This is a genomic window from Methylobacterium litchii, assembly GCF_038442315.1.
GTDB classification, from domain to species: Bacteria; Pseudomonadota; Alphaproteobacteria; order Rhizobiales; family Beijerinckiaceae; genus Methylobacterium; species Methylobacterium litchii.
In genome coordinates, this window is record NZ_JBBXMY010000002.1 from 314532 (window position 1) to 339406 (window position 24875).

At 68.9% G+C, this 24875-nt stretch carries 25 protein-coding genes; 17 read left to right on the plus strand and 8 right to left on the minus strand.

Translation table 11 applies throughout. From position 1 onward, the window contains the following. Nucleotides 1–15: 15 nt before the first annotated feature. The 3 genes from AAHF99_RS06635 to ilvA all read left to right on the plus strand — a co-directional run bounded on the left by AAHF99_RS06635 (nucleotide 16) and on the right by ilvA (nucleotide 4240). Nucleotides 16–1494, plus strand: coding sequence for an argininosuccinate lyase (locus AAHF99_RS06635; RefSeq protein WP_342163288.1), 1479 nt, complete (start codon nucleotides 16–18; stop codon nucleotides 1492–1494). A gap of 87 nt (nucleotides 1495–1581) precedes the next feature. Next, entirely contained in the window at nucleotides 1582–2640 is a 1059-nt protein-coding gene (locus tag AAHF99_RS06640; RefSeq protein ID WP_412759843.1) for an AbrB family transcriptional regulator, read from the plus strand. Nucleotides 2641–2722: 82 nt separating this feature from the next. Further along, the gene (gene ilvA / locus AAHF99_RS06645; protein ID WP_342163291.1) at nucleotides 2723–4240 is read left to right on the plus strand and encodes a threonine ammonia-lyase, biosynthetic; all 1518 of its coding nucleotides are present in this window, start codon (nucleotides 2723–2725) and stop codon (nucleotides 4238–4240) included. Between the two features lie 7 nt (nucleotides 4241–4247). Here ilvA and AAHF99_RS06650 read toward each other — a convergent pair whose 3' ends face one another. The 3 genes from AAHF99_RS06650 to AAHF99_RS06660 are packed head-to-tail and all read right to left on the minus strand — an operon-like array spanning nucleotide 4248 to nucleotide 7283. Further along, nucleotides 4248–4907: an MgtC/SapB family protein gene (locus AAHF99_RS06650; RefSeq protein ID WP_342163292.1), complete on the minus strand. Its 660-nt coding sequence runs from the start codon at nucleotides 4905–4907 to the stop codon at nucleotides 4248–4250. A gap of 37 nt (nucleotides 4908–4944) precedes the next feature. Beyond that, a complete protein-coding gene (locus AAHF99_RS06655) occupies nucleotides 4945–5883 on the minus strand; it encodes an EcsC family protein (protein WP_342163293.1) in 939 nt (312 codons plus the stop codon). Between the two features lie 32 nt (nucleotides 5884–5915). After that, on the minus strand, nucleotides 5916–7283 hold the full coding sequence (locus AAHF99_RS06660) for an AmpG family muropeptide MFS transporter (protein WP_342163455.1): 1368 nt from the start codon (nucleotides 7281–7283) through the stop codon (nucleotides 5916–5918). Between the two features lie 169 nt (nucleotides 7284–7452). Between AAHF99_RS06660 and AAHF99_RS06665 the strand changes: the two genes are divergently transcribed. Beyond that, entirely contained in the window at nucleotides 7453–8481 is a 1029-nt protein-coding gene (locus AAHF99_RS06665; RefSeq protein WP_342163294.1) for a histidine kinase dimerization/phosphoacceptor domain -containing protein, read from the plus strand. Between the two features lie 4 nt (nucleotides 8482–8485). Here AAHF99_RS06665 and mutS read toward each other — a convergent pair whose 3' ends face one another. From mutS to AAHF99_RS06680, 3 genes are all read right to left on the minus strand, one after another. Beyond that, nucleotides 8486–11218: a DNA mismatch repair protein MutS gene (gene mutS / locus AAHF99_RS06670; RefSeq protein WP_342163295.1), complete on the minus strand. Its 2733-nt coding sequence runs from the start codon at nucleotides 11216–11218 to the stop codon at nucleotides 8486–8488. Between the two features lie 107 nt (nucleotides 11219–11325). Continuing rightward, nucleotides 11326–11619, minus strand: coding sequence for a hypothetical protein (locus tag AAHF99_RS06675; RefSeq protein ID WP_342163456.1), 294 nt, complete (start codon nucleotides 11617–11619; stop codon nucleotides 11326–11328). A 144-nt stretch (nucleotides 11620–11763) separates the two neighbouring features. After that, on the minus strand, nucleotides 11764–12651 hold the full coding sequence (locus AAHF99_RS06680; protein ID WP_342163297.1) for an alpha/beta fold hydrolase: 888 nt from the start codon (nucleotides 12649–12651) through the stop codon (nucleotides 11764–11766). Nucleotides 12652–12791: 140 nt separating this feature from the next. Here AAHF99_RS06680 and AAHF99_RS06685 point away from each other — a divergent pair, with 140 nt between their 5' ends. The 3 genes from AAHF99_RS06685 (at nucleotide 12792) to AAHF99_RS06695 (ending at nucleotide 14175) form a co-directional block, all read left to right on the plus strand. Further along, nucleotides 12792–13544: an SDR family oxidoreductase gene (locus AAHF99_RS06685; RefSeq protein ID WP_342163299.1), complete on the plus strand. Its 753-nt coding sequence runs from the start codon at nucleotides 12792–12794 to the stop codon at nucleotides 13542–13544. A 66-nt stretch (nucleotides 13545–13610) separates the two neighbouring features. After that, entirely contained in the window at nucleotides 13611–13910 is a 300-nt protein-coding gene (locus AAHF99_RS06690) for a type II toxin-antitoxin system RelB/DinJ family antitoxin (RefSeq protein ID WP_342163300.1), read from the plus strand. Beyond that, nucleotides 13897–14175, plus strand: a complete 279-nt coding sequence (locus AAHF99_RS06695) for a type II toxin-antitoxin system RelE/ParE family toxin (protein WP_342163302.1) — start codon at nucleotides 13897–13899, stop codon at nucleotides 14173–14175. Before AAHF99_RS06690 ends, AAHF99_RS06695 begins: the two co-directional genes overlap by 14 nt. A 6-nt stretch (nucleotides 14176–14181) precedes the next feature. Here the strand turns inward: AAHF99_RS06695 and AAHF99_RS06700 are convergent, their stop codons facing one another. After that, the gene (locus AAHF99_RS06700) at nucleotides 14182–15153 is read right to left on the minus strand and encodes a polyprenyl synthetase family protein (protein WP_342163303.1); all 972 of its coding nucleotides are present in this window, start codon (nucleotides 15151–15153) and stop codon (nucleotides 14182–14184) included. A gap of 36 nt (nucleotides 15154–15189) precedes the next feature. Between AAHF99_RS06700 and mtgA the strand changes: the two genes are divergently transcribed. Continuing rightward, nucleotides 15190–15951 (plus strand): monofunctional biosynthetic peptidoglycan transglycosylase, encoded by a 762-nt coding sequence (gene mtgA / locus AAHF99_RS06705; RefSeq protein ID WP_412759848.1) that lies wholly within the window; start codon nucleotides 15190–15192, stop codon nucleotides 15949–15951. On the opposite strand, the gene AAHF99_RS06710 is transcribed toward mtgA, so the two are convergent. Continuing rightward, entirely contained in the window at nucleotides 15952–17190 is a 1239-nt protein-coding gene (locus AAHF99_RS06710; protein WP_342163305.1) for an argininosuccinate synthase, read from the minus strand. Between the two features lie 198 nt (nucleotides 17191–17388). On the opposite strand from AAHF99_RS06710, the gene AAHF99_RS06715 reads away from it, so the two are divergent. From AAHF99_RS06715 to AAHF99_RS06755, 9 genes are all read left to right on the plus strand, one after another. After that, a complete protein-coding gene (locus AAHF99_RS06715; RefSeq protein WP_342163307.1) occupies nucleotides 17389–18015 on the plus strand; it encodes a 2-hydroxychromene-2-carboxylate isomerase in 627 nt (208 codons plus the stop codon). A 56-nt stretch (nucleotides 18016–18071) separates the two neighbouring features. Next, nucleotides 18072–18755, plus strand: coding sequence for a DsbA family protein (locus tag AAHF99_RS06720; protein ID WP_342163458.1), 684 nt, complete (start codon nucleotides 18072–18074; stop codon nucleotides 18753–18755). A 62-nt stretch (nucleotides 18756–18817) separates the two neighbouring features. Beyond that, entirely contained in the window at nucleotides 18818–19075 is a 258-nt protein-coding gene (locus AAHF99_RS06725) for a DUF4926 domain-containing protein (protein ID WP_342163309.1), read from the plus strand. Nucleotides 19076–19081: 6 nt separating this feature from the next. Then, complete coding sequence (locus tag AAHF99_RS06730) at nucleotides 19082–19438, plus strand: DUF6883 domain-containing protein (protein WP_342163310.1); 357 nt, start codon at nucleotides 19082–19084, stop codon at nucleotides 19436–19438. Between the two features lie 243 nt (nucleotides 19439–19681). Further along, nucleotides 19682–20254 (plus strand): F0F1 ATP synthase subunit delta, encoded by a 573-nt coding sequence (locus tag AAHF99_RS06735; protein WP_342163311.1) that lies wholly within the window; start codon nucleotides 19682–19684, stop codon nucleotides 20252–20254. Nucleotides 20255–20313: 59 nt separating this feature from the next. Continuing rightward, entirely contained in the window at nucleotides 20314–21846 is a 1533-nt protein-coding gene (atpA, locus tag AAHF99_RS06740) for a F0F1 ATP synthase subunit alpha (protein ID WP_342163312.1), read from the plus strand. Between the two features lie 128 nt (nucleotides 21847–21974). Next, nucleotides 21975–22865, plus strand: a complete 891-nt coding sequence (locus AAHF99_RS06745; RefSeq protein ID WP_342163313.1) for a F0F1 ATP synthase subunit gamma — start codon at nucleotides 21975–21977, stop codon at nucleotides 22863–22865. Nucleotides 22866–22907: 42 nt separating this feature from the next. Further along, nucleotides 22908–24365: a F0F1 ATP synthase subunit beta gene (atpD, locus tag AAHF99_RS06750; protein WP_243957524.1), complete on the plus strand. Its 1458-nt coding sequence runs from the start codon at nucleotides 22908–22910 to the stop codon at nucleotides 24363–24365. A gap of 86 nt (nucleotides 24366–24451) precedes the next feature. Continuing rightward, the gene (locus AAHF99_RS06755) at nucleotides 24452–24853 is read left to right on the plus strand and encodes a F0F1 ATP synthase subunit epsilon (protein ID WP_342163314.1); all 402 of its coding nucleotides are present in this window, start codon (nucleotides 24452–24454) and stop codon (nucleotides 24851–24853) included. The last annotated feature ends 22 nt before the right edge of the window (nucleotides 24854–24875 follow it).

Below are 24875 nucleotides of genomic sequence, written 5' to 3' on the forward strand. Positions count from 1 at the left end.
AACGGGGGAGTATCGATGCGGCGTCTTCTGACATCCATGGTCGCGGTGCTGGCGATGGGCGGGGGCGCCCGCGCCGACGGGGACGACGCCTTCGCGCGGATCGGCGAGATCAACCGCGCTTCCCTGGTGATGACCGTCGAGACCGGCATCGTCCCCCGGGCGCTCGGCCGCACCATCGCGCAGGCGCTCGATACGGTGCAGGCGAACGCCGCCAAGCCCCACGCCTCGCGCCCCGACGATTACCTGCGGATTGAACCGCTCATCACCGCCATCGCCGGCCCCGACGCCACGCGGATGCATGCCGGGCGCAGTCGCCAGGACATCATCCCCACGGTCCTCAAGCTGGAGCAGCGCGACCGGCTCCTCGACTTCGCCGCCGCCCTCGACGATGCACGGGGGAGCCTGCTGGCGGTCGCCGAGCGCGAGGCCGCGACGGTGATCCCCGCCTACACGAACGGCGTCCAGGCGCAGCCCACGACGCTGGGCCATTACCTCCTCGGCTACGCCGCCGCGATGGCCCGCGATGCGGACAGGCTGCACGAAGCCTGGGCGCGGGTGAACCGCTCGCCGTTGGGCGCGGCGGCACTCGGCACGTCGAGCTTTCCCGTCGACCGGATGCGCCTCGCCGCCCTCCTCGGCTTCGAGGCCCCGGTGGAGAACAGCTACGACGCGGGCCAGCTCGCCCCGATGGATCTCGGCCTGGAACTGACCGGCCTCGCCGCCAACCTCGCCACCACGGCGGGCAGCTTCTCGCAGGATCTCTACGCGCAGTATCACCAGACCCGGCCGTGGATCCTGCTGCGCGAGGGCGCGCTCACGGGGCCGAGCAGCATCATGCCGCAGAAGCGCAATCCCGTGGCGATCTACACCCTGCGGATGAAGGCGAGCGACGTGGTCGGCGGGGCCATGGCCTTTACCATCATGGCGCACAACGTCGATTCCGGGATGCCGGACTACAAGCGCAACCAGATGATCCCGCCCGCGCGCACGCTGGCCGTCGCCGCCGAGATGTGCCGTCGCTGGGTCTCCGTGCTGGACGGGCTCGTCGTGGACCGCGAGCGGGCGGCGGACGAGGTGGCGGCCGATTACTCGACCACGACCGAACTCGCGGACACGCTCCAGCGCGAGGCCGACGTGCCGTTCCGCCTCGGCCACCACTTCGCCTCGGAACTCGTCACCTACGGGCGCAGCCACAACCTGCGTCCGGCCGACCTGCCGTTCGATAAGGTGAAGCGGATCTATGCCGAGGCCGCTGCCGGGGCGGGCCTGCCGCTGTCCGAAGCGCGCTTCCGCGAGGCCCTGTCGGCGACGGGCATGATCGCGGCGGCCAAGGGCTTCGGCGGGCCGCAACCCGCCGAGGTCGCGCGGATGCTCGGGGTGGCGAAGGACAAGCTCGCCGCCGACCGGGCGTGGCTCTCGGCCAAGCGGGACGGGCTCGCCAAGGCGCGGGCGGAGCTCGATGCGGCCTTCGCAGGCTTGAGCACCACACCCTGAACGCGATTCTGCGGTGACAGCGCGGCCTGGCGGGTGTAGCCGGCGGGGCGCCCGTCATCTCCGGCGGGAATGCATCCCCCGAACGCCGTGCCTCCCCTCCGCACCATCGGCCTCTGGATCGCGCTCGTCGCGGTCTCGGCCGCCATCGCCTACGGTCTCACCGCCGCGCAATTCCCCGCCGCCCTGCTGCTCGGGCCGATGATCGCGGCCATCGCCTTCGGCGTCGGCGGCTCGCACCTCACCGTGCCGCGACCGGGCTTCCTGGCGGCCCAGGCGATGATCGGCTGCCTCGTGGCCCATGCCGTAACGGGGCAGATCGCGCAGACGCTGTTCGAGGACGGGTTCCTGATCGTCGCCGTGGTGCTGGTGACGGTTGCCGCCTCGGCCTTCGTCGGCTGGATGCTCACGCGCCTGCGCATCCTGCCCGGCACGACGGCGGCCTGGGGTTCTTCGCCCGGCGGCGCCTCCGCGATGGTCGCCATGGCCGAGGATTTCGGGGCCGATCCGCGCCTCGTCGCCTTCATGCAATATGTCCGCGTCGCCGCCGTGGTGTTCTCGGCCTCCGTGGCCGCGCGCTTCCTCATGAGCGGCGCGCCCACCGGCACGGCCGCCGCCGCAGGCGACGCGACCGCGGCGAGTTCGGTGGCCGCCACCCTCCTCGTCGCGGCCATCGGCGCGTTCGTGGCGATCAAGCTGCGGGTGCCGGCCGGGGCGCAGATCGGGCCGATGGTGCTAGGCTCCGTGCTCCACGCCACCGGCTTCGTGCGCATGGCGCTGCCGGTGCCGATCCTCGAACTCGCCTATGCCTGCATCGGCTGGTACGTCGGCCTGCGCTTCACCCGCGAGACGCTGCGGCTGACGGTAAGCGCCCTGCCCGGCATCCTCGTGGCGACCTTCTCGGTCATCCTGCTCTGCGCGGGCTGGGGCTTTTTGCTGACGCTCCTCCTGCCCATCGACCTCCTCACCGCGATCCTGGCGACGAGCCCCGGCGGGCTCGATTCGGTGGCCATCATCGCCGTGGGATCGCAGGCCGACGTGTCCTTCGTGCTGGCGGTGCAGACGCTGCGGCTCTTCGTGGTGTTGCTGACCGGGCCGCTTCTGGCCAAGTGGATCAGCCGCATGGTGCCCGAGCCCGTCACGCGATAGCGGAGCAGCCCTGCCGGGGCCGCCCTCGCCTCGCTCGGCGCAAGGGTCTATGCCCCGTGGCTCCCGAGCCCCTTCGCAGCCGATGACAGACTACATCAAGAAGATCCTCACCGCCCGCGTCTACGACGTGGCGATCGAGAGCCCGCTCGATCCGATGCCGCGCCTGACGCGTCGGCTCGAACGTCCCGTGCTGCTCAAGCGCGAGGATCTACAGCCGGTCTTCTCGTTCAAGCTGCGCGGCGCCTACAACAAGATGTCCGGCCTCGCGCCGGAGCAGGTGGCGCGCGGCGTCGTCTGCGCCTCGGCCGGCAACCATGCCCAGGGCGTGGCGCTGGCGGCGGCGAAGCTCGGCGCCCGCGCGGTGATCGTGATGCCGCGCACCACCCCGTCCATCAAGGTCGATGCCTGCCGGGCGCGGGGCGCAGAGGTCATTCTGCACGGCGACGCCTTCGACGAGGCCCTGGCCGAGGCCCGCCGCCGGGAGCACGAGGACGGCCTGACCTTCCTGCACCCGTTCGACGACGAGGACGTGATCGCCGGCCAGGGCACCATCGGCAAGGAGATCCTGCAGCAGCATACCGGGCCCATCGAGGCGATCTTCGTGCCCGTGGGCGGCGGCGGGCTCGCGGCCGGCATCTCGACCTTCGTGAAGTACCTTCGGCCGGGCACCAAGGTGATCGGCGTCGAGCCTGACGACGCGGCCTGCATGAAGGCCGCGCTCGATGCCGGATGCCTCGTGGACCTGCCCTCCGTCGGCCTGTTCGCGGACGGCGTGGCGGTGAAGCGCGCGGGCGAAGAGACCTTCCGCCTGTGCCGGGAGAATCTCGACGGGATCATCACCGTCGATACCGACGCCATGTGCGCAGCGGTGAAGGACATCTTCGACGACACCCGCGCCGTGTCCGAGCCTTCCGGGGCGCTGAGCCTCGCCGGCGCGAAGCTCTATGCCGAGCAGAACGGGGGCTCGGGGACGCTCATCGCCATCTCGTCGGGAGCGAACCTCAACTTCGACCGCCTGCGCCACATCGCCGAGCGCGCCGAGATCGGCGAGCAACGGGAGGTGCTGCTGGGCGTCACGATCCCCGAAAAGCCCGGCGCCTACCGGGCCTTCATCAACGCCCTGGGCCCGCGCGCCATCACCGAGTTCAATTACCGGCAGGCGCCTGCCTCGGACGCGCAGATCTTCGTCGGCATCAACCTCGCCGGCGGCAAGCGCGAGAAGCAGGAGCTGATGGGCTCGCTCGGCGAGGCCGGCTACCGCGTGCTCGACATGAGCGACAACGAGATGGCCAAGGTCCATGTGCGCTACATGGTCGGCGGCCGCAGCCCCGGCCTGATGCACGAGCGGCTGTTCCGTTTCCAGTTTCCGGAGCGGCCCGGGGCGCTGATGAAGTTCCTCGACGCCCTGGCGCCGAACTTCGACATCACCCTCTTCCACTACCGCAATCATGGCGCCGATTACGGCCGCGTCCTCGCCGGCATCGACGTGCCGCCCGAGGATCAGGCACGGTTCGAGGCGGCGATCGAGGATCTGGGCTATCCGGCCACGGAAGAGACCGCGAACCCGGCCTACCGCCTGTTCCTCGACGGCGGGATCTGAGCCGCCCTCACCCGCCCTTGGTCTCGACCGTCACCACGTCGCCCGATTCGCGCAGCTTCTGCTCGATGAGGGCTAGGGCGGCGGGCGGGAGCGCCGAGAACTGTACCGTCACCACCTCGTGGTCGGCGTCCTCGGCAGGGGAGACCACGAACTGGCGGATGCGGGAGGCGTAATCCCCGGTGATCGCGTGGAGCGCGTCCAGCGACATGGTCCCGCGCTTCACCGTCAGGCGCAAACCGTGGCCGCGCAGACGGTCGCGCCAGCGCTCCTCGAACGGCTTCACCCCGGCGAGGATGCCGACCACGATGGCCGTCGCGGCGAGGGCCGGCACGTAGAGCCCGGCGCCGACCGCGAGCCCGATGGCCGCCACCGCCCAGAGGCTCGCGGCCGTGGTGAGGCCCTTCACCACCTCGCCCTTGAGCAGGATCGTCCCCGCGCCGAGGAAGCCGATGCCCGAGACGACCTGCGCCGCGATGCGGGAGGGATCGAGCACCACGTTGTGCGCGCCGAGCACGTCGGCGAAGCCGAAGGCCGAGACGAGCATGATGAGGCACGAGCCGGTGCAGACCAGCATGTGAGTGCGCAGGCCGGCGGCCCAAAGCAGCCGCTCGCGTTCCAACCCCACGACGCTGCCGAACAGCGCGGCTGCCGCGAGCCGCGCGATCATCTCTGCGTTGCCGATCAGAATCCTGCTCCCGTGAGTGTCAGGCCGGGCCGAGGGCGGCCTTTTCGATCTCGTAGGCGGCCCTGACCGCCGGGGCCCCGTAGCGCCGCTCCAGCCGGCGGATGATGAAATGCGCCCGCGCCGTCGACTGGAAGTGGCTCATGAACACGGTGTTGACCGCCGCCCCACCCACCGCGCCGAGGATCGGCACAGCCTGCGCGGCGACCTTCTCCGACACGACGATGCCGAACCGCGCGGCGACCTGCGCCGCGAAGCGCATCAGCGCCGGGCCGGACTGGTCCACCAGGGTGATCGTACCGGCGTATCGCGCGGCCTCGGACATGGTCTTGGCGAGCGCCGCGCGCACGGCGAAATAGCCGCTCTCGGTCAGCGTCGCGCCAGCCTCGGCGCTCGCGAGCTTGCCGCCGCCGAGCGCGAAGACCTGGATGCAGGCGAGCGCGCCCTCCGGCGTCTCGATGTCCTCCCCCTCCTCGCGCGCGATCTCCGCGATGGAGCGGAGCATGAGCGTCGTGGAGACGGGGAGTTCGACCGCGATGGTGGCGAGGCCGAACGCGCCGCCGAGCGCACCGGAGATGGCCGCGAGAGCCTTGTGCTTGCCCTCGCCGGAGCCAAGCAGCCGTTTCAGCCGGCCCTCCGGCTCGGTCTGCGGCACTGGCAGGTGGGACGCTACCGCCGCTTCGCTATTCTTCGGCAGGGTCGCCAATGCGACGCGGATCGCGGTGCGCAGGGCGGCTTCGGTGCCCTTGGCCACCGCGTCCATGACGGGCGTGGGCAGCGAGCGGCCGATCATCTCGATGGGCGTGCCCGCAGCAGCCGAGAGCCGCGCCGCGAGGCCCGGCTGTTCCAGCGACTGCACCGCCCGGCGCAGGGCGGCGAGGTCGTCCTCGCTCAGGGCCGGAGCCGCCGTATCGGCGGGGGGAAGGATCTCCCCGGAGAGGATCACATCGCCGCTCGTCATGGCACCACCGCTCAAGACTGTGTCCTTCGCTCTCACGCCGTTTTAGGCGTCCTCGCGGGGGAAGGAAGCGGGGAGACACTCGGGGAGTTCCCATCCTCCGCCGGCTCTTTGACGCCCGTCCGCCGCCCGACGGCCACGCACAGGGCCAGGACCGGAAGCCCGATCAGCGACGTGAACGTGAAGAAGGCGGGGTAGCCGATGGCCGAGACGATGAAGCCCGCCGAGCCGGCGATGAGCTTCCCCGGCAACGCATAGAGCGAGGAGAACAGGGCGTATTGCGTGGCCGCATAGGCCGGGCTCGTGAGGCTCGACATGTAGGCGATGAGCACGATGCCGGCGAAGGAGCCGCAGAAGTTCTCGACGGAGATCGCCACGATCAGCCGCCAGATCTCCGGCGCGCCGGCCGAGAGCCACGCGAAGGCGAGATGCGAGGCCGCCGCCAGGAAGGCGCCCAGCAGCAGGGTCGGGAACATGCCGAGGCGGGCCAGCGCCCAGCCGCCGACGAACCCGCCCGCGATGCCGACCCACACGCCGTAGAGCTTGGTGACGGTGGCGATCTCCTTCAGGTCGAAGCCGAGCGTCCGGTAGAGGGGGCTCGCCATCACGCCGGAGAGGAAGTCCGGCAGGCGGAACAGGGCGACGAGGAGCAGGATCGCGTAGAGCGCCGGCCCGAAGCGGGCGTGCAACTCCGTCAGCGGCTCCACTAGGGCGCGGCGGGCCGACCACAGCCGCGAGGTCGGCGCGGCCTGTTCGGCGGCCTGCACCCGACGGTCGTAGGGCGGCGCCAGCAACGCAGCGATGAAGCCGACGAGCATCAGCGCGGCCATGCTGAGATAGGCGATCTGCCAGCCGCCGGAAGCCGCGATGAACAGGGCGCCCGCCCCGGCGGTGATAAGCCCGAGGCGGTATCCGAGATTCGAGGTCGCGGCGAGGATGCCCTGCATGTCGCTGCCGGCGGCGTCGATGCGCCAGCCATCGACCACCACATCCTGGCTTGCCGCGCAGAAGGCCACAAGGAAGGCGCCGAAGCCCAGCAGGGCGAGGCTGGTCTTCGGATCCGCGAAGGCCATCAGGAGCAATGCCGTCGCCGTGGCGAGCTGTGTCGTCACCATCCAGGCCCGGCGGCGGCCCAGCGCGCGCGACAACAGCGGAACATCCAGCCGATCGATCATCGGCGCCCAGAGGAACTTCAGGGAATAGGGCAGCGCGACGTAGCTGAACAGACCAATGGTCTTCACGTCGATGTCCGAGAAGGCCAAGCGCAGGGTGAAAGTCCCAAGCACCAGCAGAAGCGGCAGGCCCGACGAGAAGCCGAGCGCCAGCATTAGCAGGATGCGTTTGTCCTCGACGATGTCGCGCATCCGAAACCGGCGCGTTTGCTTCTGAGCGGCGACGGGCATGCGCTGGAACTCCTCGACCTGCTCGCTCTTGTCAGGCAGAAACATGGCGACCGTGCGTTGGCCGTGTTTTGCCGCGCGGGCTGACCCCCGTATGATGGTCAACAGGTGATTAACGGGCCTTTTACTTCGGGGCGACAAGACCGAGTGATGGGGCGGAGTGGATGAGGCGTTGAGTACCGGGCCAGAGAGCGGTCCTTCCGCTGAAACCCTAGCGGCGGCGTTCGCGACGACGCCTTCGCCGATGCTCGTCGCCGACGCGCGCGCGCACGACCATCCCATCGTCTGGGCGAACGCGGCCTTCCTCAGCCAGACGGGCTACGCCCTGGACGAGGTGACGGGCCGGAACTGCCGTATGCTCCAGGGCGCGGAGACCGACCCCGCCGAGGTGGCACGCCTGCGCGAGGCCGTCAGCGCGGGCCGCGCGGTCTCCGCCGAGATCCTGAACTACCGCAAGGACGGCACGACCTTCTGGAACGCGCTGACGATCACGCCCGTCAGCGACGATCAGGGCCTCGCCTATTTCTTCGCGTCGCAGACGGACACGACCCAGTTTCACGTCGAGGCCCAGAAGGTCTCGGGCCTGATCGCCGACCTCGCGCAGAAGACGGCGCTGATTCACGAGATCGACCACCGGGCCAAGAACAACCTTCAGGTCATCTCCTCGCTGATGCTGCTGAAGGCCCGGCGCACCCAGGACGGCGAGGCGCGGGACGCCTTGGAAGGCATGGTCGAGCGCATCGGCGCGCTCTCGATCGCCCATCGCCTCCTCTACACCGAGGAGGACGGCAGCCATTTCGCCCTCACGGAATTCGTCGCTGAACTGCTCTCCGACCTCGACGCGGGCATGGCGGACGACCGCATCCGCATCGACACGGAGGTCGAGGCCATCCGGCTCCCCGCCTCCATGGCCGCCCCGCTGGCGCTGATGATCCACGAACTCGTGGCCAACGCCCTGCGCCACGCCTTTCCCCACGGGCGCCCCGGCCGCGTCTCGATCACCGCCCGGCGGACGGAGATCGGCATGGCCGTCGAGATCTGCGACGACGGCGTCGGCTTCGATGCGACCGTCCCGGAGGTCTCCGGATTCGGCCGCAGCCTCGTGGAGATGGTCGCCAAGCAATTGCGCGGCACCGTCCGCTGGCTACCTCAGGCCTCCGGCACGCGGGTCGATATCGCGATTCCCCTTCGCGCCAATTAGCGGCTCAGCCGGGCACCCGGCTTTCCTCCCGTTCGCGCTTCAGCCGGTAGAGTGCTTCCAGCGCCTCGCGCGGGGTCAGCGCATCGGGATCGATGGTGTCGAGCAGCAGGGCGAGCTTGTCCTCCGGCAATTCGACCGGGGGCTCTGGCGGCGGCGGCGGGCTCAGCGTCGCGAAGAGGGGCAGATCGTCGATCCTCGCCCGGGCCGAACGTCCGCCCTGCGACTTCTCCAGGCTCTTGAGGATCGCCCCCGCCCGCGTGACGACGCTCCCCGGAAGGCCGGCGAGGCGGGCGACCTGCAACCCATAGCTGCGCTCGGCGATGCCGGGCACTACCTCGTGCAGGAACACGACGCCGCCCCGGTGCTCCGCGACCTTCAGGGTCGCGTTGTCGATCCGGGGGAGCCGGTCGCCCAGAGCCGTCAGCTCGTGGAAGTGCGTGGCGAACAGCGCGCGGCAGGCGTTGGCCTCGTGCAGGTGTTCGAGGCACGCCCAGGCGATGGACAGGCCGTCGAAGGTCGCGGTGCCGCGCCCGATCTCATCGAGGATCACCAGCGAACGGCGGGTCGCCTGATTCAGGATCGCGGCGGTCTCGACCATCTCGACCATGAAGGTCGATTGGCCGCGCGCGAGGTCGTCGGCGGCGCCGACGCGGGAGAACAGGCGGTCCACGCGCCCGATCCGCGCCGAGGCAGCGGGCACGAAAGCGCCCATCTGCGCCAGCACGACGATCAGCGCGTTCTGGCGCAGGAAGGTGGACTTGCCGCCCATGTTCGGGCCGGTGATGAGCCGGATGCGGCCCCGCCCCTCGCCCGACAGGTCGCAATCGTTGGCGATGAACGGCTCGCCCGTCCGCCGCAGGGCCGCCTCAACTACTGGATGCCGTCCGCCGGCGATGGCGAAGGACAGCGAATCGTCCACGATGGGCCGGCGCCAATCGCCTTCGATCGCCAACGCGGCGTGGCTCCCCGCCACGTCGAGGGACGCGAGGGCGTCGGCCACCGCATTGAGGCTCGCCGAGGCCGCCACGACCGCCCCCGCGAGATCGTCGAACACCTCGCTTTCGAGGGCGAGCGCCCGGTCGGAGGCGCCGGAGATCTTGCTCTCCAACTCGCCCAACTCGACGCTGGTGAAGCGCATGGCATCCACCATCGTCTGCCGGTGGACGAATTCCTTCTGCAATCCCTTGAGGCAGGCTTCGCCGATCGATTGCGGAACCTCAATGAAATAGCCGAGCAGGTTGTTGTGCTTGATCCGCAGGGTCCGGCAGCCCGTCTCCTCCGCGTAGCGAGCCTGGAGGGCCGCCACGACCTTCCGCGAATCCTGCCCGAGCAGCCGCGCCTCATCGATCTCGGCCAGGAAGCCCGGCCGCACGAAGCCGCCGTCGCGCCGCGAGAGCGGCAGTTCGTCGGCCAGGGCGGCGGCGAGCGTCGCGCCGATCTCCGGATCGACGCCGGACAGTGCCCGGCCGATCTCGGTGAGGGCCGAGGGTAGGTCCGGCGCCGCGCGCAGCGTCTCCGCGATCCGCAGTGCCGCCGCGAGGCTGTCGCGCACCGCCGCGAGATCGCGCGGCCCGGAACGGCCGAGGCCGATGCGGGAGAGGGCGCGCGGCAGGTCCGGCGCAGCAGCCAGCGCCTCGCGGCAGGCGTGGCGGAGGGTGGCATCCTCGACGAGACGCGCGATGGCATCCTGCCGTCGGGCGATGCGGCTCAGGTCGGTGAGCGGCCCGGCCAGATGCTCGGCCAGGAGGCGCGCGCCGTTCGCCGTCACCGTGCGGTCGATGGTGGCGAGCAGGCTCCCCGTCCGCTCGCCGGAGAGGGTGCGCGTCAGTTCGAGGTTGGCCCGCGTGGCGGCATCGATGGAGAGCGTCGCGCCGGTCTCCTCGCGGCTCGGCACGGCGAGCGGCGCGCGAGCGGCGAGTTGGGTGCGGGCGATGTAGAGGAGGCCCGTTCCCGCCGCCGCGATCTCCGCGCGGCTGAACCGGCCGAACCCGTCGAGGGTCGAGACGCCGTATTGCTCGCGAATTCGCCGTTCGGCGGCCGAGGGTTCGAGTTCGGCCTGGGCCAGCGGGACCACGGCGGCCTTCGTATCCTGCCACAGCCGCGCCAGGGCCGGATCGGCATGGATCGCCTCGGACAGGACGATCTCGCGCGGGTCGTGTCGGGCGACGGCGCCGGGTAATTCGCCCGCCGGGACCTCGCTGAGGGAGAACCGGCCGGTGGAGATGTCGATGGCCGCGAGCCCGTAGACGAAGCCGCTCTCCGACGCCTTCTGCCGACCGATGGCGAGCAGCAGGTTGGCGCTCGCGGGATCGAGGAGGCGGTCCTCGGTGATGGTGCCCGGGGTGACGAGGCGCACCACCTCCCGCCGCACCACGGATTTCGGGCCGCGCTTCTTGGCCTCGGCGGGGTCCTCGGTCTGCTCGCAGACGGCGACCCGGTGCCCGAGGCCGATGAGGCGGCTGAGGTAATCGTCGGCCCGCTCGACGGGCACGCCGCACATCGGGATCTCCGCCCCGGCATGCTTGCCGCGCTTGGTCAGGACGATGCCGAGGGCGCGCGAGGCGATCTCCGCGTCGCCGAAGAACAGCTCGTAGAAATCGCCCATCCTGTAGAACAGGAGGCAATCCGGGTTGGCCGCCTTGATCTCGATGTACTGCGCCATCATCGGCGTGGCGCCGACCGCGTCGAGGTTGCCCGTCTCCGGCGGCGACTGGGGGATACGAGAGGTGCGGCCCATGCCGCCTTCCTACCAGAGCCCCCGCTCCGAATCAGTCCCACCCTGCCGCTTGCCTGGGGACGTCGTGGCCCGGCACGCGCGGTGCCGGGCCTGTCGTCGGTCGAAGATCAGTAGCGCGGGCCGCCCGTGGTGTTGCCGAGCTGCTGCTTGTAGCCGGGCTGCTGCGGGTTGCGGGCGTTCGGATCACCGTGGCGCATGGTGTTCATGCGGCGCATCCGGCGCTCGTGCCGGGTCGAGTGATGGCGGTGCATCCGGTGACGGTGGTGGCGGTGCATCGCCACAGTCTCCATCAGGCCGTCTTGACCGAGGCCCGGCTGGACCGGAGCCGGCGCGGCCTGGGCCGAACCTGCGAAGAGAGCGCCGAGCACGAGGCCGGCGGCGAGAGAGGTACGAAGCGAGATCACGGAATTCCTCTGGACAAAAATGTCAGGCAGCGGCTCAAAGTCGCAGTCCCGAAGGAGTTCCGCGAACAGCGATAAAAAAATAGCGATGTTCGAATGCTTAGATGAGGGATTAAACCCGGTTGCAGCAGATGATCCGGTTATTCAAGGCTGTTCGCTAGGCTGGAGGAAGCTTTCGAGGGCCGAAGACACCGCGACCGGCTCCTCGTGCTGAATCCAATGAGTCGCGTCAGGGAACCAGCGGATCCGGCCGCTGTCGCACAGCCGTAAACTCGCTTCCGCGAGCCCCGGCTGGAGGGCGTGATCGCGTTTCCCCCAGAGGATGAGCGTCGGCATCGTCACCCGGGGCGGATCGCGCCGCGGTAGCCTCAAGAGGGCGCGATACCAAGAGAGCATCGCCGTCATGGCGCGAGGCCGCGTCCATTCGCGAGCATAGGCGTCGAGATCGGCCTTCGAGAACGTGCCTTCCCGGCTGGTGCTCACGAGGGCCCGGCGCAGGGCCTTGGCATCGTCCGCCGTCAGCCAGCGCTCGGCGAAGCCCCGCAACTGGAAGAAGCCGACATACAGGCTGCGCAGCCACTGGCCGGGATGGTGTCGGATATATCCGGCGACGATACCAGGATGGGGTGCGTTGAGAATCGCAAGGCGGATGACCTGCTCCGAGTGGAAGCTCGCGACCCACCATGCGACGAGGCCGCCCCAATCGTGGCCGGCGAGAAAGAATCGCTCCGCGCCGCAGGCCCGCCCCAAGGCCACGACATCCGCCGCGAGGCGGTCTAGGTGATACGCCTCGATGCGTTCGGGCTTGTCGCTGAGCCCGTAACCGCGCTGATCCGGCACGACCACGCGAAAGCCCGCACGCGCCAACGGTCCGACCTGCCGGTGCCAACCGGCCGCGCTCTCCGGGAACCCGTGCAGCAGGATCACCACAGGCCCGTCGCCCGGCCCGGCCTCGCCGACATTCAGCGTGACCTCACCGAGATCGACGCGGCGGAACATGAGTTCGTCCGGGGCTGGGGGCGACTGGCTCATCACCTCTCTCGACGCCCCGTTTCGCCAACCGTTCCGGCAGCGACAATCGGGGGCATTCCCGGCCGGAACACAAAGGCGGGCGTTGCAAGCCGCGCGAGGCTCGCTCTACAGCCTGACGCAACGGGAACCGGGAGGACGAAATGAGCGCCACGGGCAAGATCGCGATCGTTACGGGTGCCGGCACCGGCGTCGGCAAGGCGGCGTCCGTCGCGCTCGCCGGGGCGGGCTGGAAGGTCGTGCTGTCGGGGCGCCGCCGCCAGCCGCTGGAGGAGGTCGCCGTGCAGATCGGTGCCGAGAACACCCTCGTCGTCCCCACCGACGTGACCGACCCTGCCTCGATCAAGGCCCTGTTCGACGCCACGTTGGAGCGGTTCGGTCGCCTCGACATGATCTTCAACAATGCCGGCATCGGCGCGCCGGCCGTTCCCCTCGAAGACCTGCCCCTGGAGACGTGGCGTCAGGTCGTGGACACGAACCTGACCGCGATCTTCCTCTGCACGCAGCATGCCTTCCGCATCATGCGCGACCAGAACCCGCGCGGCGGGCGGATCATCAACAACGGCTCGATCTCGGCCTACGCTCCGCGCCCGAACTCCATCGCCTACACGGCGACGAAGCACGCGGTGACGGGCATCACCAAGTCGACCTCCCTCGACGGCCGCGCCTACGACATTGCCTGCGGCCAGATCGACATCGGCAACGCCGACACCGCGATGGGCGGCCGCATGAAGGCGGGCGTCCCGCAGGCGGACGGCAGCGTCCGCGCCGAAGCGGTGATGGACCCGCTGCACGTCGGCGAGGCCGTCCTCATGATGGCGAACCTGCCCATCGAGGCGAACGTGCAGTTCATGACCGTGATGGCGACGAAGATGCCGTTCGTCGGGCGGGGGTGAACGCCTCTTGCAACAGGCGACCGGGCGTGCATCTCATTTGAGAGACAGGCCGGATCGCCCGGAGGGATGATGCCCCGAACCTCAATGCTCCATGTCCGCGTCGACGACGCCTTGAAAGCGGACGCGTCGGAGACGCTGGCGAAGTTCGGCCTGACGGTGTCGGATGCCGTCCGCATCCTGCTCACCCGCGTCGTGCATGAAGGCGGCTTGCCGTCCGGGCTCACCGCCGACCCAGATGCCCACGATGCGTGGTTTCGGGCCAAGGTTCAGGAAGCCCTGGCCGATCCCAGCCCAGCCGTTCCCCACCATGAGGTCATGGATGACGCACAGGCCCTGATCGATCGGAAGCGCGGTGCCCGTTCTTGAATGGCATCCGGCCGCCCGAGCGGACCTGCTGGCGATCGTGGATTATATCTCGGACGACAACATCGATGCAGCGCAACGGCTGAAGGATGAGATCGAGACGAGGGCGGCAGCTTTAACCGAACGCCCGAAACTGTATCGCGCCGGCCGCGTCGCCGGCACGCGGGAGATGGTCGTCCGCTCGACCTACGTCGTCGTCTACGCAGAGAACGACCGAGCGGTGACGATCCTCCGGGTCCTACACAGCGCCCGGCAATGGCCGCCGTAGAAGCCCTCAGGTCTTCCGAGCCACGGTGAAGCGGGCGGCGTCGCGCAGGACGCGGGCGCCCTCGCCCCACTGGGACACCGCATCCTCGCAGACCGCCACGAGGCGGTCGCACTCGGCGCGGGCGCCATCGAGGCCGAGGCGGTCCACCAGGGTCGCCTTGCCGGCGTCCTTGTCCTTGCCGGTCGCCTTGCCCATCGCCTCGGGCGACGCCTCGCGGTCGAGGATGTCGTCGGCGATCTGGAAGGCCTGGCCCAGAGCGTGGCCATAGCGCAGCAGGGCGGCGCTCTGGCCCTTGTCGGCCCCGCCGACCAGGGCGCCGGCCTCCACCGAGAAGGCCAGAATCGCGCCGGTCTTCATCGCCTGCATCCGCAGGGTGTCGTCCACGTCGAGGTTCACGGCGCCGAAGCGGCCCTCGGCCGTCAGGTCGAGCAACTGCCCGCCGACCATGCCGCCGAGGCCCGACGCGCGGGCGAGGCCGAGGACGAGATTGGCGCGGATGGCCGGATCGGGCTGCCAGGCCGGATCGGCCACCACCTCGAAGGCCAAAGTCTGTAGAGCGTCGCCCACGAGGATCGCGGTCGCCTCGTCGTAGGCCTTATGCACCGTGGGCTTGCCCCGGCGCATGTCGTCGTTGTCCATCGCCGGCAGGTCATCGTGGACGAGGGAGTAGCAATGCACCAGCTCGACACCCGCGCCGGCCGCGAGCGCCGCCGCCTCGGCCCCGCCGAGCATCTTCGCCGTCTCGATGGCGAGGAAGGGCCGCAGACGCTTGCCGCCGCCGAGCACCGCATGGCGCATCGCATCCATCAGGCGCGGCGGGCGGGTGATCTCGCCGGGGCCGGTCTGCTCGCCGAGCCGCTCCACAAGGAATGTCTCGACCTGCTGCGCAACCTGCGCGAGCCTGTGGGAAAAGTCGGGCGCGGAAGAGTTCGCCTTGACCGGACGGGCGTCCGACTGCGTTGAGGAGTTCGGGTTCATCGGGCGTCGCGTCCGGATCTGGCCGTGCGGAGTGAGTTGAGCATCGGCGTGAGGGAGGAAAAGATCAGGGCCGAAAGGCCGTTGGAGGAGGCGCGATCCGGGCGACCGCTCGCCCGGCCGAGGCGGGCGACGCCGTGGCGGCGGCTTGTCGGGCTGCTGCTGCTCGCTCCCGCGCTGAGTGTCGTCATCGTGCTCACGTTGGCGCTCGTCTATAGCGCGGTGACGCCGCCGTCGACTCTCATGCTTGGCCGTTGGTTGACGCTGCAACCGGTGGACCGACAGGCCGTCCCCTTGGCGCGGATCGCGCCCGCCCTGCAACTTGCGGTGCTCACCTCCGAGGATCAGCGCTTCTGCCTCGACCACGGCGTCGATTTCGGGGCGATCCGCGATGTCGTGGAGGACGAGGATTCCCCCTCGCGCGGCGCCTCGACCATCGCCATGCAGACGGTGAAGAACGTGTTCCTGTGGCCGGGGCGGTCCTACATCCGCAAGGCCGTCGAGATCCCGTTGGCGCTCGCCCTCGACACCCTGTGGGGCAAGCGGCGGATGATGGAGATCTATCTCAACGTCGCCGAGTGGGGGGACGGCATCTACGGGGCGCAGGCGGCGAGCCGCTACTGGTTCCACAAGGACGCCGCCGACCTCACCCGTCAGGAGGCGGCCCTGCTCGCCGCCGTGCTGCCAAACCCGATCCTGCGCAGCGCCGGCCGCCCCTCCGCCGGCGTGCGCCGACGGGCGGCGCGCATCCAGGGGATGATGGGGCGGACGGAGGGTCTGGCGGCCTGCCTGCGGCGGTGATCAACCCTCTCGCTTCTTGCGCTGGGCCAAGGTGCGAAGGCGCAGGGCGTTGAGCTTGATGAAGCCCGCCGCGTCGCGGTGGTCGTAGGCGACGGCGCCTTCCTCGAAGGTCACGAGATCCTGGTCGTAGAGGGAGTGCGGACTCTCGCGGCCGATGACATGGATGCCGCCCTTGTAGAGCTTCAGCCGCACGGTGCCGGTGACCTTCTCCTGGCTCTTGTCGATGAGCGCCTGGATCATCTCCCGCTCCGGCGAGAACCAGAACCCGTTGTAGATCAGCTCCGCGTATTGCGGCATCAACTGATCCTTCAGGTGCGCCGCGCCGCGATCCAGCGTGATCGACTCGATGGCCCGGTGCGCCGGAAGCAGAATCGTGCCGCCGGGCGTCTCGTACATGCCGCGGCTCTTCATGCCGACGAAGCGGTTCTCCACGAGGTCGAGGCGCCCGATGCCGTTCGCGTGGCCCAATTCGTTGAGCTTGGCGAGCAGCGTGGCGGGCGACATCGCCACGCCATCGACGGAGACGGCATCGCCCCGCTCGAAGCCGATGGTGACGATGGTCGGCTCGTCCGGCGCTTCCTCCGGCGAGAGCGTGCGCGAGTAGACGTAATCCGGCACCTCGACGGCCGGATCCTCCAGCACCTTCCCCTCGGAGGAGGCGTGGAGCAGGTTCGCGTCCACCGAGAACGGGCTCTCGCCACGCTTGTCCTTGGCGATCGGGATCTGGTGCTGCTCGGCGAAGGCGATCAGCTGCTCGCGGGAGCGCAGGTCCCATTCGCGCCAGGGGGCGATGACCGTGACGTCGGGCTTGAGGGCATAGTAGCCGAGCTCGAACCGGACCTGATCGTTCCCCTTGCCGGTGGCGCCATGGCAGACGGCATCCGCGCCGACGCGCTCGGCGATCTCGATCTGCTTCTTGGCGATGAGCGGCCGGGCGATGGAGGTGCCGAGCAGGTAGACGCCTTCGTAGACCGCGTTCGCCCGGAACATCGGGAACACGTAATCGCGGACGAACTCCTCGCGGAGGTCCTCGATGTAGATGTTCTCCGGCTTGATGCCGAGCAGTTCCGCCTTGCGGCGGGCGGGTTCCAGCTCCTCGCCCTGGCCGAGATCGGCGGTGAATGTCACCACCTCGCAGCCATAGGTGGTCTGCAGCCACTTCAGGATGATGGAGGTGTCGAGGCCGCCCGAATAGGCGAGCACGACCTTCTTCACGGCGGGCTTGGCGGGATCGGTCATGCGACGTCCGGTAACGGGAGGGCGTGGATCGCGGCGGCTTATCGCGGGCGACACCCGCCTGCAACCGGCATGCCGTCTTGAGCGTATGCCCCTGTGAAGATGGGCCCGAATCCATACGTCGGATGCCTTGAGCCCTGGCGTTGCCGGCCCAACTTGGCCAGAGCGACCCTTTGAGACGATGACCGAAAGGCCGAACAGATGGCGCGCCAGCCCGTGTTGGAGTTCTGGTACGAATTTGCCTCGACCTATTCGCACCTCGCGGCACAGCGCATCGAGGCGGCGGCGGAGACGGCTGGGGTGAGCGTGCGCTGGCGGCCGTTCCTCGTCGGTCCCCTGTTCGCCTCGCAGGGCTGGACGACTTCGCCGTTCAACCTGTTCCCAGCCAAGGGCCGCAACATGTGGCGCGACCTCGAACGGCAGGCCGCCGCATACGGATTGCCGCCGATTACCAAGCCCGACCCCTTCCCGCAGAACAGCCTCAACGCGGTGCGGGTGGCGATCTTCGGGCAGGATCAGGACTGGCTCGTGCCGTTCTCGAAGGCGGTATTCTCGGCGAGCTTTTCGCAGGGGCGCTCCATCTCCGAGCCGGCGGCCGTGGTCGCGATTCTCGATTCGCTTGGCCTCGACGGGACGCAGGTGCTCAAGGCCGCCGCCTCCGACACGAACAAGACGAAGCTTCGCGTCAGCGTGGAGGAGGCCCGTTCGCGCGGCATCTACGGCGCGCCGACCTTCCTCACCGACGACGGCGAGTTGTTCTGGGGCAACGATCGCCTCGAACAGGCCCTCGCCTGGGCCAGCGGCGACCGTCCGCCCGGCTTAAGGTGATGCGAACCCGGCGATGGCCATAAATGCGCCATCTGACGCCGCTCGGTTCCGCAGCCATGATGATGACCCGTCGCCGCCTCCTCGCGGCCTCCGCCGGCCTCGCCCTCGCGGGCCCGGCCGCCGCACAATCCTACGGCCAGCGCGTCGCCGTGACGGGCGATGACGGGAAGGCGGTGGCGAACTCGATCCTCCCCGGCGAGATCACCGGCCAGATTCCCAGCCTACGCGGCGTGACCTATGCCGGCCCGAAGGACGGCGAGACGGTCCTCTACGAGTTCTTCGATTTCAACTGCCCGTGGTGCCGGAAGGCCGCCGCCGACGTGGTCGCTCTGCACGAGTCCGATTCAACCCTGCGCATCGGGCTCGTCCACAACCCGATTCTGTCCCCGGATTCGGCGCAGGCCGCCAAGGTGACGCTCGCCGTGCAGCGCAAGCTCGGCTCGGCGGCGGCGTTCGGCTTTTACCGGACACTCCTCTCGAAGCCCGGCCGCATCGACGGCCCCGGCGCGCTGACCGCCGCGACGGCCCTCGGCGTGCCGCAGACCGAGATCGAGGAGATCGCCGACAGCGACGAGGTGCGCCTCGCCCTGCGCAGCCACATGCGCATGGCGGCCGATCTCGGGCTCTACGCCACCCCCTCCTACGTACTCGGCAATTCGGGCATCCTCGGCCATCCCGGCGCGAAATCCATGGCCAAGATGATCGCCAGCACCCGCCGCTGCGACCGGCTGGCGTGTTGATCCCCTTGCGAACGGCATCGGGGGGGAGCAGATTTCACTGAACCCTCCCGGGGATTGCGGCGGTGACTTTCCAGACGATCAAACGCCCGAGCTTCACGCGAGCCGAACACGCCCGCCGGTTCCCCATCGACGAACTCGACACGGTGACGCTCGTCGCCGACGAGAGGACGGACGACGACGAACTCGTGCCGGCGGGAACGGTCGGCACCGTCGTGGCCGTATGGGGGGACGCGGAAGCCTTCGATATCGAGTTCGACGCGCCCTTCACCGGAATCGCGACGCTCATGGCCGGTCAGATCAAGACGCGCGGCCAGCGCTGACGGCGGATGCTGCCCTACATCGCGTGGCCGGCGGGCTTCAATGTCGCTCCGGCCAAAGTCAGCGGTTATCTCCTCAACACCGAAGGCAACAGCCCAGCCAAGGCGCGCTGGTGGCTATCCCAGGGCTACTCCGCCGAGCGCCCGGACGCCGTGATCGATTGCCTGTTCGAACATACCTCGGCGGTGAACTTCGTCGGCGTCCGTATTCCTCCTCGTCTCTGGGGGCACCGCCTCGTCTTCGAGGGGGCGATTCTCACGCCGAACGGCACGACCCCGCGCATTCGCTCGATCTGGCAAGTCAGTCATGGGACGCCCGAAGGCGACGCCGGCATTGCGACCCTCGTCACGGCCCATCGCATCTGACCCGGTATTTTTGCACGGTTAACGGGCGTCACACTTCTGCCGCCCTGTCGCGCAGGGGCCAGCGTCGCCTTGCGCCCATCCGCTGAGCCATGCTAGGCGGTCGCCGCGCCGGACGGGGGCGACGGAAGCCCTGTCCGATCCCGGCGCGATCCAAAAACCATTGCCCAGGGCCGAAAGGTCTTGCGCAGCGCGCGGACGGGTCTCAAACCCGACCACGCGGGCAACGAGAGAAGAGAGCGACGGGTGGCGCAGAACGGTTCCGAGGCTGGTCCCCTGGTCGCAGGCGTGTCGGGCCGGTACGCTTCCGCCCTCTTCGAGCTCGCGCGAGACGAGCGCCAGCTTGACGCGGTGGCCGAGGCCCTCAATCAATTCGACGGGTTGCTCAAGGAGAGCGCGGATCTCCGCCGCCTCGTGCGCAGCCCTGTCTTCAGCGCCGAGGAGCAGGAAGCCGCGATCAGCGCCATCCTGGAAAAGGCCGGCATCACCGGGCTCGCCGCCAACTTCATTCGCCTGTCGGCCGCCAACCGCCGGCTGTTCGCCCTGCCGGGCATGATCGCTGCCTTCCGCTCCCTCGTGCAGGATTCGAAGGGCATCGTCCGCGCCGAGGTGCGGGTGGCGGAGCGGCCTTCCGAGACGCTGATCGAGGAGATCAAGGCGTCGCTGAAGGACATCGCGAAAGCGGATGTCGACATCGACCTCGTGGTCGATCCGAGCCTGATCGGCGGCCTCGTCGTGAAGATGGGCTCCCGCATGGTCGACGCCTCGCTCAAGACCAAGCTCAACGGTATCCGCCTCGCGATGAGGGCTGCGCGCTAAGCGCGCCACCACCCCGCGACCCGTAATTCGACAGACGCTAAAGCCACAGGGGCACGAGCATGGACATCCGCGCCGCCGAGATCTCCGCGATCCTCAAGGACCAGATCAAGAACTTCGGCGAGGAAGCCGAAGTCTCTGAGGTCGGTCAGGTTCTCTCCGTCGGTGACGGCATCGCCCGCGCCTACGGCCTCGACAACGTTCAGGCCGGTGAGATGGTCGAGTTCGAGTCGGGCGTCCGGGGCATGGCCCTGAACCTCGAGCAGGACAACGTCGGCATCGTGATCTTCGGCTCCGACCGTGAGATTAAGGAAGGCCAGACCGTCAAGCGGACCGGCTCCATCGTGGACGTGCCGGTCGGCAAGGGCCTGCTCGGCCGCGTCGTGGACGCGCTGGGCAACCCGATCGACGGCAAGGGCCCGATCGTCTCGACCGAGCGCCGCCGCGTCGACGTGAAGGCACCGGGTATCATCCCGCGCAAGTCGGTGCACGAGCCGATGGCGACGGGCCTGAAGGCCATCGACGCCCTGATCCCGGTCGGCCGTGGCCAGCGCGAGCTGATCATCGGCGACCGCCAGACCGGCAAGACCGCCATCGCCCTCGACACGATCCTGAACCAGAAGCCGGGCCATACGGCGGGCGGCGACGAGAAGTCGAAGCTGTTCTGCATCTACGTCGCCATCGGCCAGAAGCGCTCGACGGTGGCCCAGTTCGTGAAGGTCCTCGAGGACCAGGGCGCCCTGGAATACTCCATCGTCATCGCCGCCACCGCGTCCGATGCCGCGCCGATGCAGTTCATCGCGCCGTTCGCCGGCTGCGCCATGGGCGAGTACTTCCGCGACAACGGCATGCACGCCGTGATCGTGTATGACGATCTGTCCAAGCAGGCCGTCGCCTACCGCCAGATGTCCCTGCTGCTGCGCCGCCCGCCGGGCCGCGAGGCTTACCCGGGCGACGTGTTCTACCTCCACAGCCGCCTGCTGGAGCGCGCCGCCAAGATGGGCGACGCCGCCGGCAATGGCTCGCTGACCGCCCTGCCGGTCATCGAGACCCAGGCCAACGACGTGTCGGCCTACATCCCGACCAACGTGATCTCGATCACCGACGGCCAGATCTTCCTTGAGACCGACCTGTTCTACCAGGGCATCCGCCCGGCGGTGAACGTCGGCCTCTCGGTGTCGCGGGTGGGCTCCTCGGCCCAGACGAAGGCGATGAAGAAGGTCGCCGGCAAGATCAAGGGCGAGCTGGCGCAGTACCGCGAGATGGCGGCCTTCGCGCAGTTCGGCTCCGATCTCGACGCCTCGACCCAGCAGCTGCTGAACCGCGGCTCGCGCCTGACCGAGCTCCTGAAGCAGCCGCAGTTCTCGCCGCTGAAGATGGAAGAGCAGGTTGCGGTGATCTACGCCGGCGTGAACGGCTACCTCGACAAGATGCCCCTCGCGAAGGTGCGCCCGTTCGAGGACCAGCTCCTCAGCACCCTGCGCACCAAGCACAAGGACCTGCTCGACTCGATCGCTGCCTCCAAGGACCTGTCGGACGACAATGCCGGCAAGCTGAAGAGCGTCGTCGAAGGCGTGGCCAAGTCGGTCGCCTGACCCAAGACCCTCTGATCCCGGGATCGCCCGGGATCAGGTTTGCGCTCGCCTGACCGGGGCGGGCACGATCCGCCTCCTCCCTCCGCGAGGGAGGAGAGGCCCCTAGGAACGGACCTGGACCTCACTCGATGGCGAGCTTGAAGGACCTGCGGAACCGCATCACCTCGGTGAAGGCGACGCAGAAGATCACCAAGGCCATGCAGATGGTCGCCGCGGCCAAGCTGCGCCGCGCCCAGATGGCCGCCGAGGCGGGCCGCCCCTTCGCCGAGAAGATGTCCGGCGTGCTGGGCAATCTCGCCGGCAACATGATCGGCGGCAACAACGCCCCGAAGCTCCTCTCGGGCACCGGCGCGGAGCAGGTGCACCTGCTCGTCGTCTGCACCGGCGATCGCGGCCTCTGCGGCGCGTTCAACTCCTCGATCGTCCGCCTCGCCATCCGCGAGCATGCCCTGAAGCTTCAGGCCGAGGGCAAGACGGTCAAGTTCATGACCGTCGGCAAGAAGGGCCTCGACCTCCTGCGCCGCCAGTTCCGCGACCAGATCGTGGAGAGCATGGACATCCGCGGCAACAGGCCGGTGGATTACGCCTTCGCCTCCGAGATCGCGCAGAAGATCGTCGCGCGCTTCGATGCCGGCGAGTTCGACGTGGCGACGCTGTTCTTCGCCGAGTTCCGCTCGGTGATCTCGCAGATCCCGACGGCGCAGCGCCTCATCCCGGCGGAGCTTCCGGCCACGACCGAGACGACAGCCAAGCCCGGCGGCAACGCCGCGCTGGAGTTCGAGCCCTCCGAGGAAGTGATCCTGGAGACCCTGCTGCCGCAGAACCTCGCGGTGCAGGTGTACCGGGCGCTGCTGGAGAACGCCGCCTCCGAGCAGGGCGCACGCATGAGCGCGATGGATTCCGCCACCCGCAACGCGGGGGAGATGATCAAGAAGCAGACGCTGGTCTACAACCGGACCCGTCAGGCGATGATCACCAAGGAGCTCATCGAAATCATCTCCGGCGCCGAGGCCCTCTAAGGGTATCGGCACCGTCCGCACAGATTGAAGGGTAGGCAGACAATGGCGAACACCGCACTCCCCGGCGCCGGCTCCAACAAGGTCGGCAAGATCACCCAGGTCATCGGCCCCGTGGTCGACGTGCAGTTCGAGGGCCACCTGCCCGAGATCCTGAACGCCCTGGAGACCAAGAACAACGGCGCTCGCCTCGTCCTCGAGGTCGCCCAGCAGCTCGGCGAGAACACCGTCCGCTGCATCGCCATGGACACGTCCGAGGGCCTGACCCGCGGCCAGGAGTGCACGGACACCGGCGAGCCGATCAAGGTGCCGGTGGGCATGAACACCCTCGGCCGCATCATGAACGTCATCGGCGAGCCGATCGACGAACTCGGCCCGGTGCAGTGCGACACCTACCGCGCCATCCACCAGCCGGCCCCCTCCTACGCCGACCAGTCGACCGAGGCGCAGATCCTCGTCACCGGCATCAAGGTGGTGGACCTGCTGGCCCCCTACTCCAAGGGCGGTAAGGTCGGCCTGTTCGGCGGCGCCGGCGTCGGCAAGACCGTGCTGATCATGGAGCTGATCAACAACATCGCGAAGGTGCACTCCGGCTACTCGGTGTTCGCCGGCGTCGGTGAGCGCACCCGCGAGGGCAACGATCTCTACCATGAGATGATCGAGTCCAAGGTGAACGTCGACCCGAAGGAGCATGGCGGCTCGGCCGAGGGCTCCAAGTGCGCCCTGGTCTACGGCCAGATGAACGAGTCCCCCGGCGCCCGCTCCCGCGTGGCCCTCACCGGTCTGACCATCGCGGAGCAGTTCCGCGACGAGGGCCAGGACGTGCTGTTCTTCGTGGACAACATCTTCCGCTTTACGCAGGCGGGGTCCGAGGTGTCGGCGCTTCTCGGCCGCATCCCCTCGGCGGTGGGCTATCAGCCGACGCTGGCCACCGACATGGGCGCCCTGCAGGAGCGCATCACCACCACCAACAAGGGCTCGATCACCTCGGTGCAGGCCATCTACGTGCCGGCCGACGATCTGACCGACCCGGCGCCCGCCGCCTCGTTCGCCCACTTGGACGCCACGACCGTGCTGTCGCGCTCGATCGCCGAGAAGGGCATCTACCCGGCGGTGGATCCGCTGGACTCGACCTCGCGCATGCTCTCGCCCGCCATCCTCGGCGAGGAGCATTACGATGTGGCCCGCCGCGTCCAGCAGACCCTGCAGCGCTACAAGGCCCTGCAGGACATCATTGCGATCCTGGGCATGGACGAGCTGTCCGAAGAGGATAAGCTCACCGTGGCCCGTGCCCGCAAGATCGAGCGCTTCTTCTCGCAGCCCTTCACGGTGGCCGAGGTGTTCACCGGCTCGCCGGGCGTGCAGGTGCCGCTCGAGGACACCATCAAGGGCTTCAAGGGCCTGGTGAACGGCGACTACGACGACCTGCCCGAGGCCGCCTTCTACATGGTCGGCACCATCGAGCAGGCCCAGGAGAAGGCCAAGAAGCTCAAGGCGGCGTAAGCCAGCCTGTCGTCCCCTCCCCGCACCGGGGAGGGGCCATGCTTCCCTCACGCGGGAAGAGAGCTTGAGGCAGGAATTCTGAGACGATGGCCACCTTCCACTTCGATTTCGTCGGCCCCGAGCGGACGCTGTATTCCGGCGAGGTGAACGCCGTTCAGCTTCCCGGCATCGAGGGCGAGATGACCGTTATGGCGGGTCACGCCCCGGTCCTCACCTCCCTTCGGGTCGGCGTCATCGTCATCACCGAGAGCCAGGGCTCCGGAAAGCGCATCTACGTCCGTGGCGGTTTCGCCGATATCGGGCCGAAGGGCGTGACGGTTCTGGCCGAGCGCGCCGCTCCCATCGAGGAGCTGAACGCCGCGTCCCTCGATCGCGACATCGAGGCGATCCAGATGCAGTACGACGCCACCGAGGATCTGCAGAAGCGCGAGGATCTGAATGCTCAGATCGTGCAGCTGCGTGAGACCAAGGCGCTGCTGAAGCTCTGAGCTTCGCCGCATCGTCGGATCT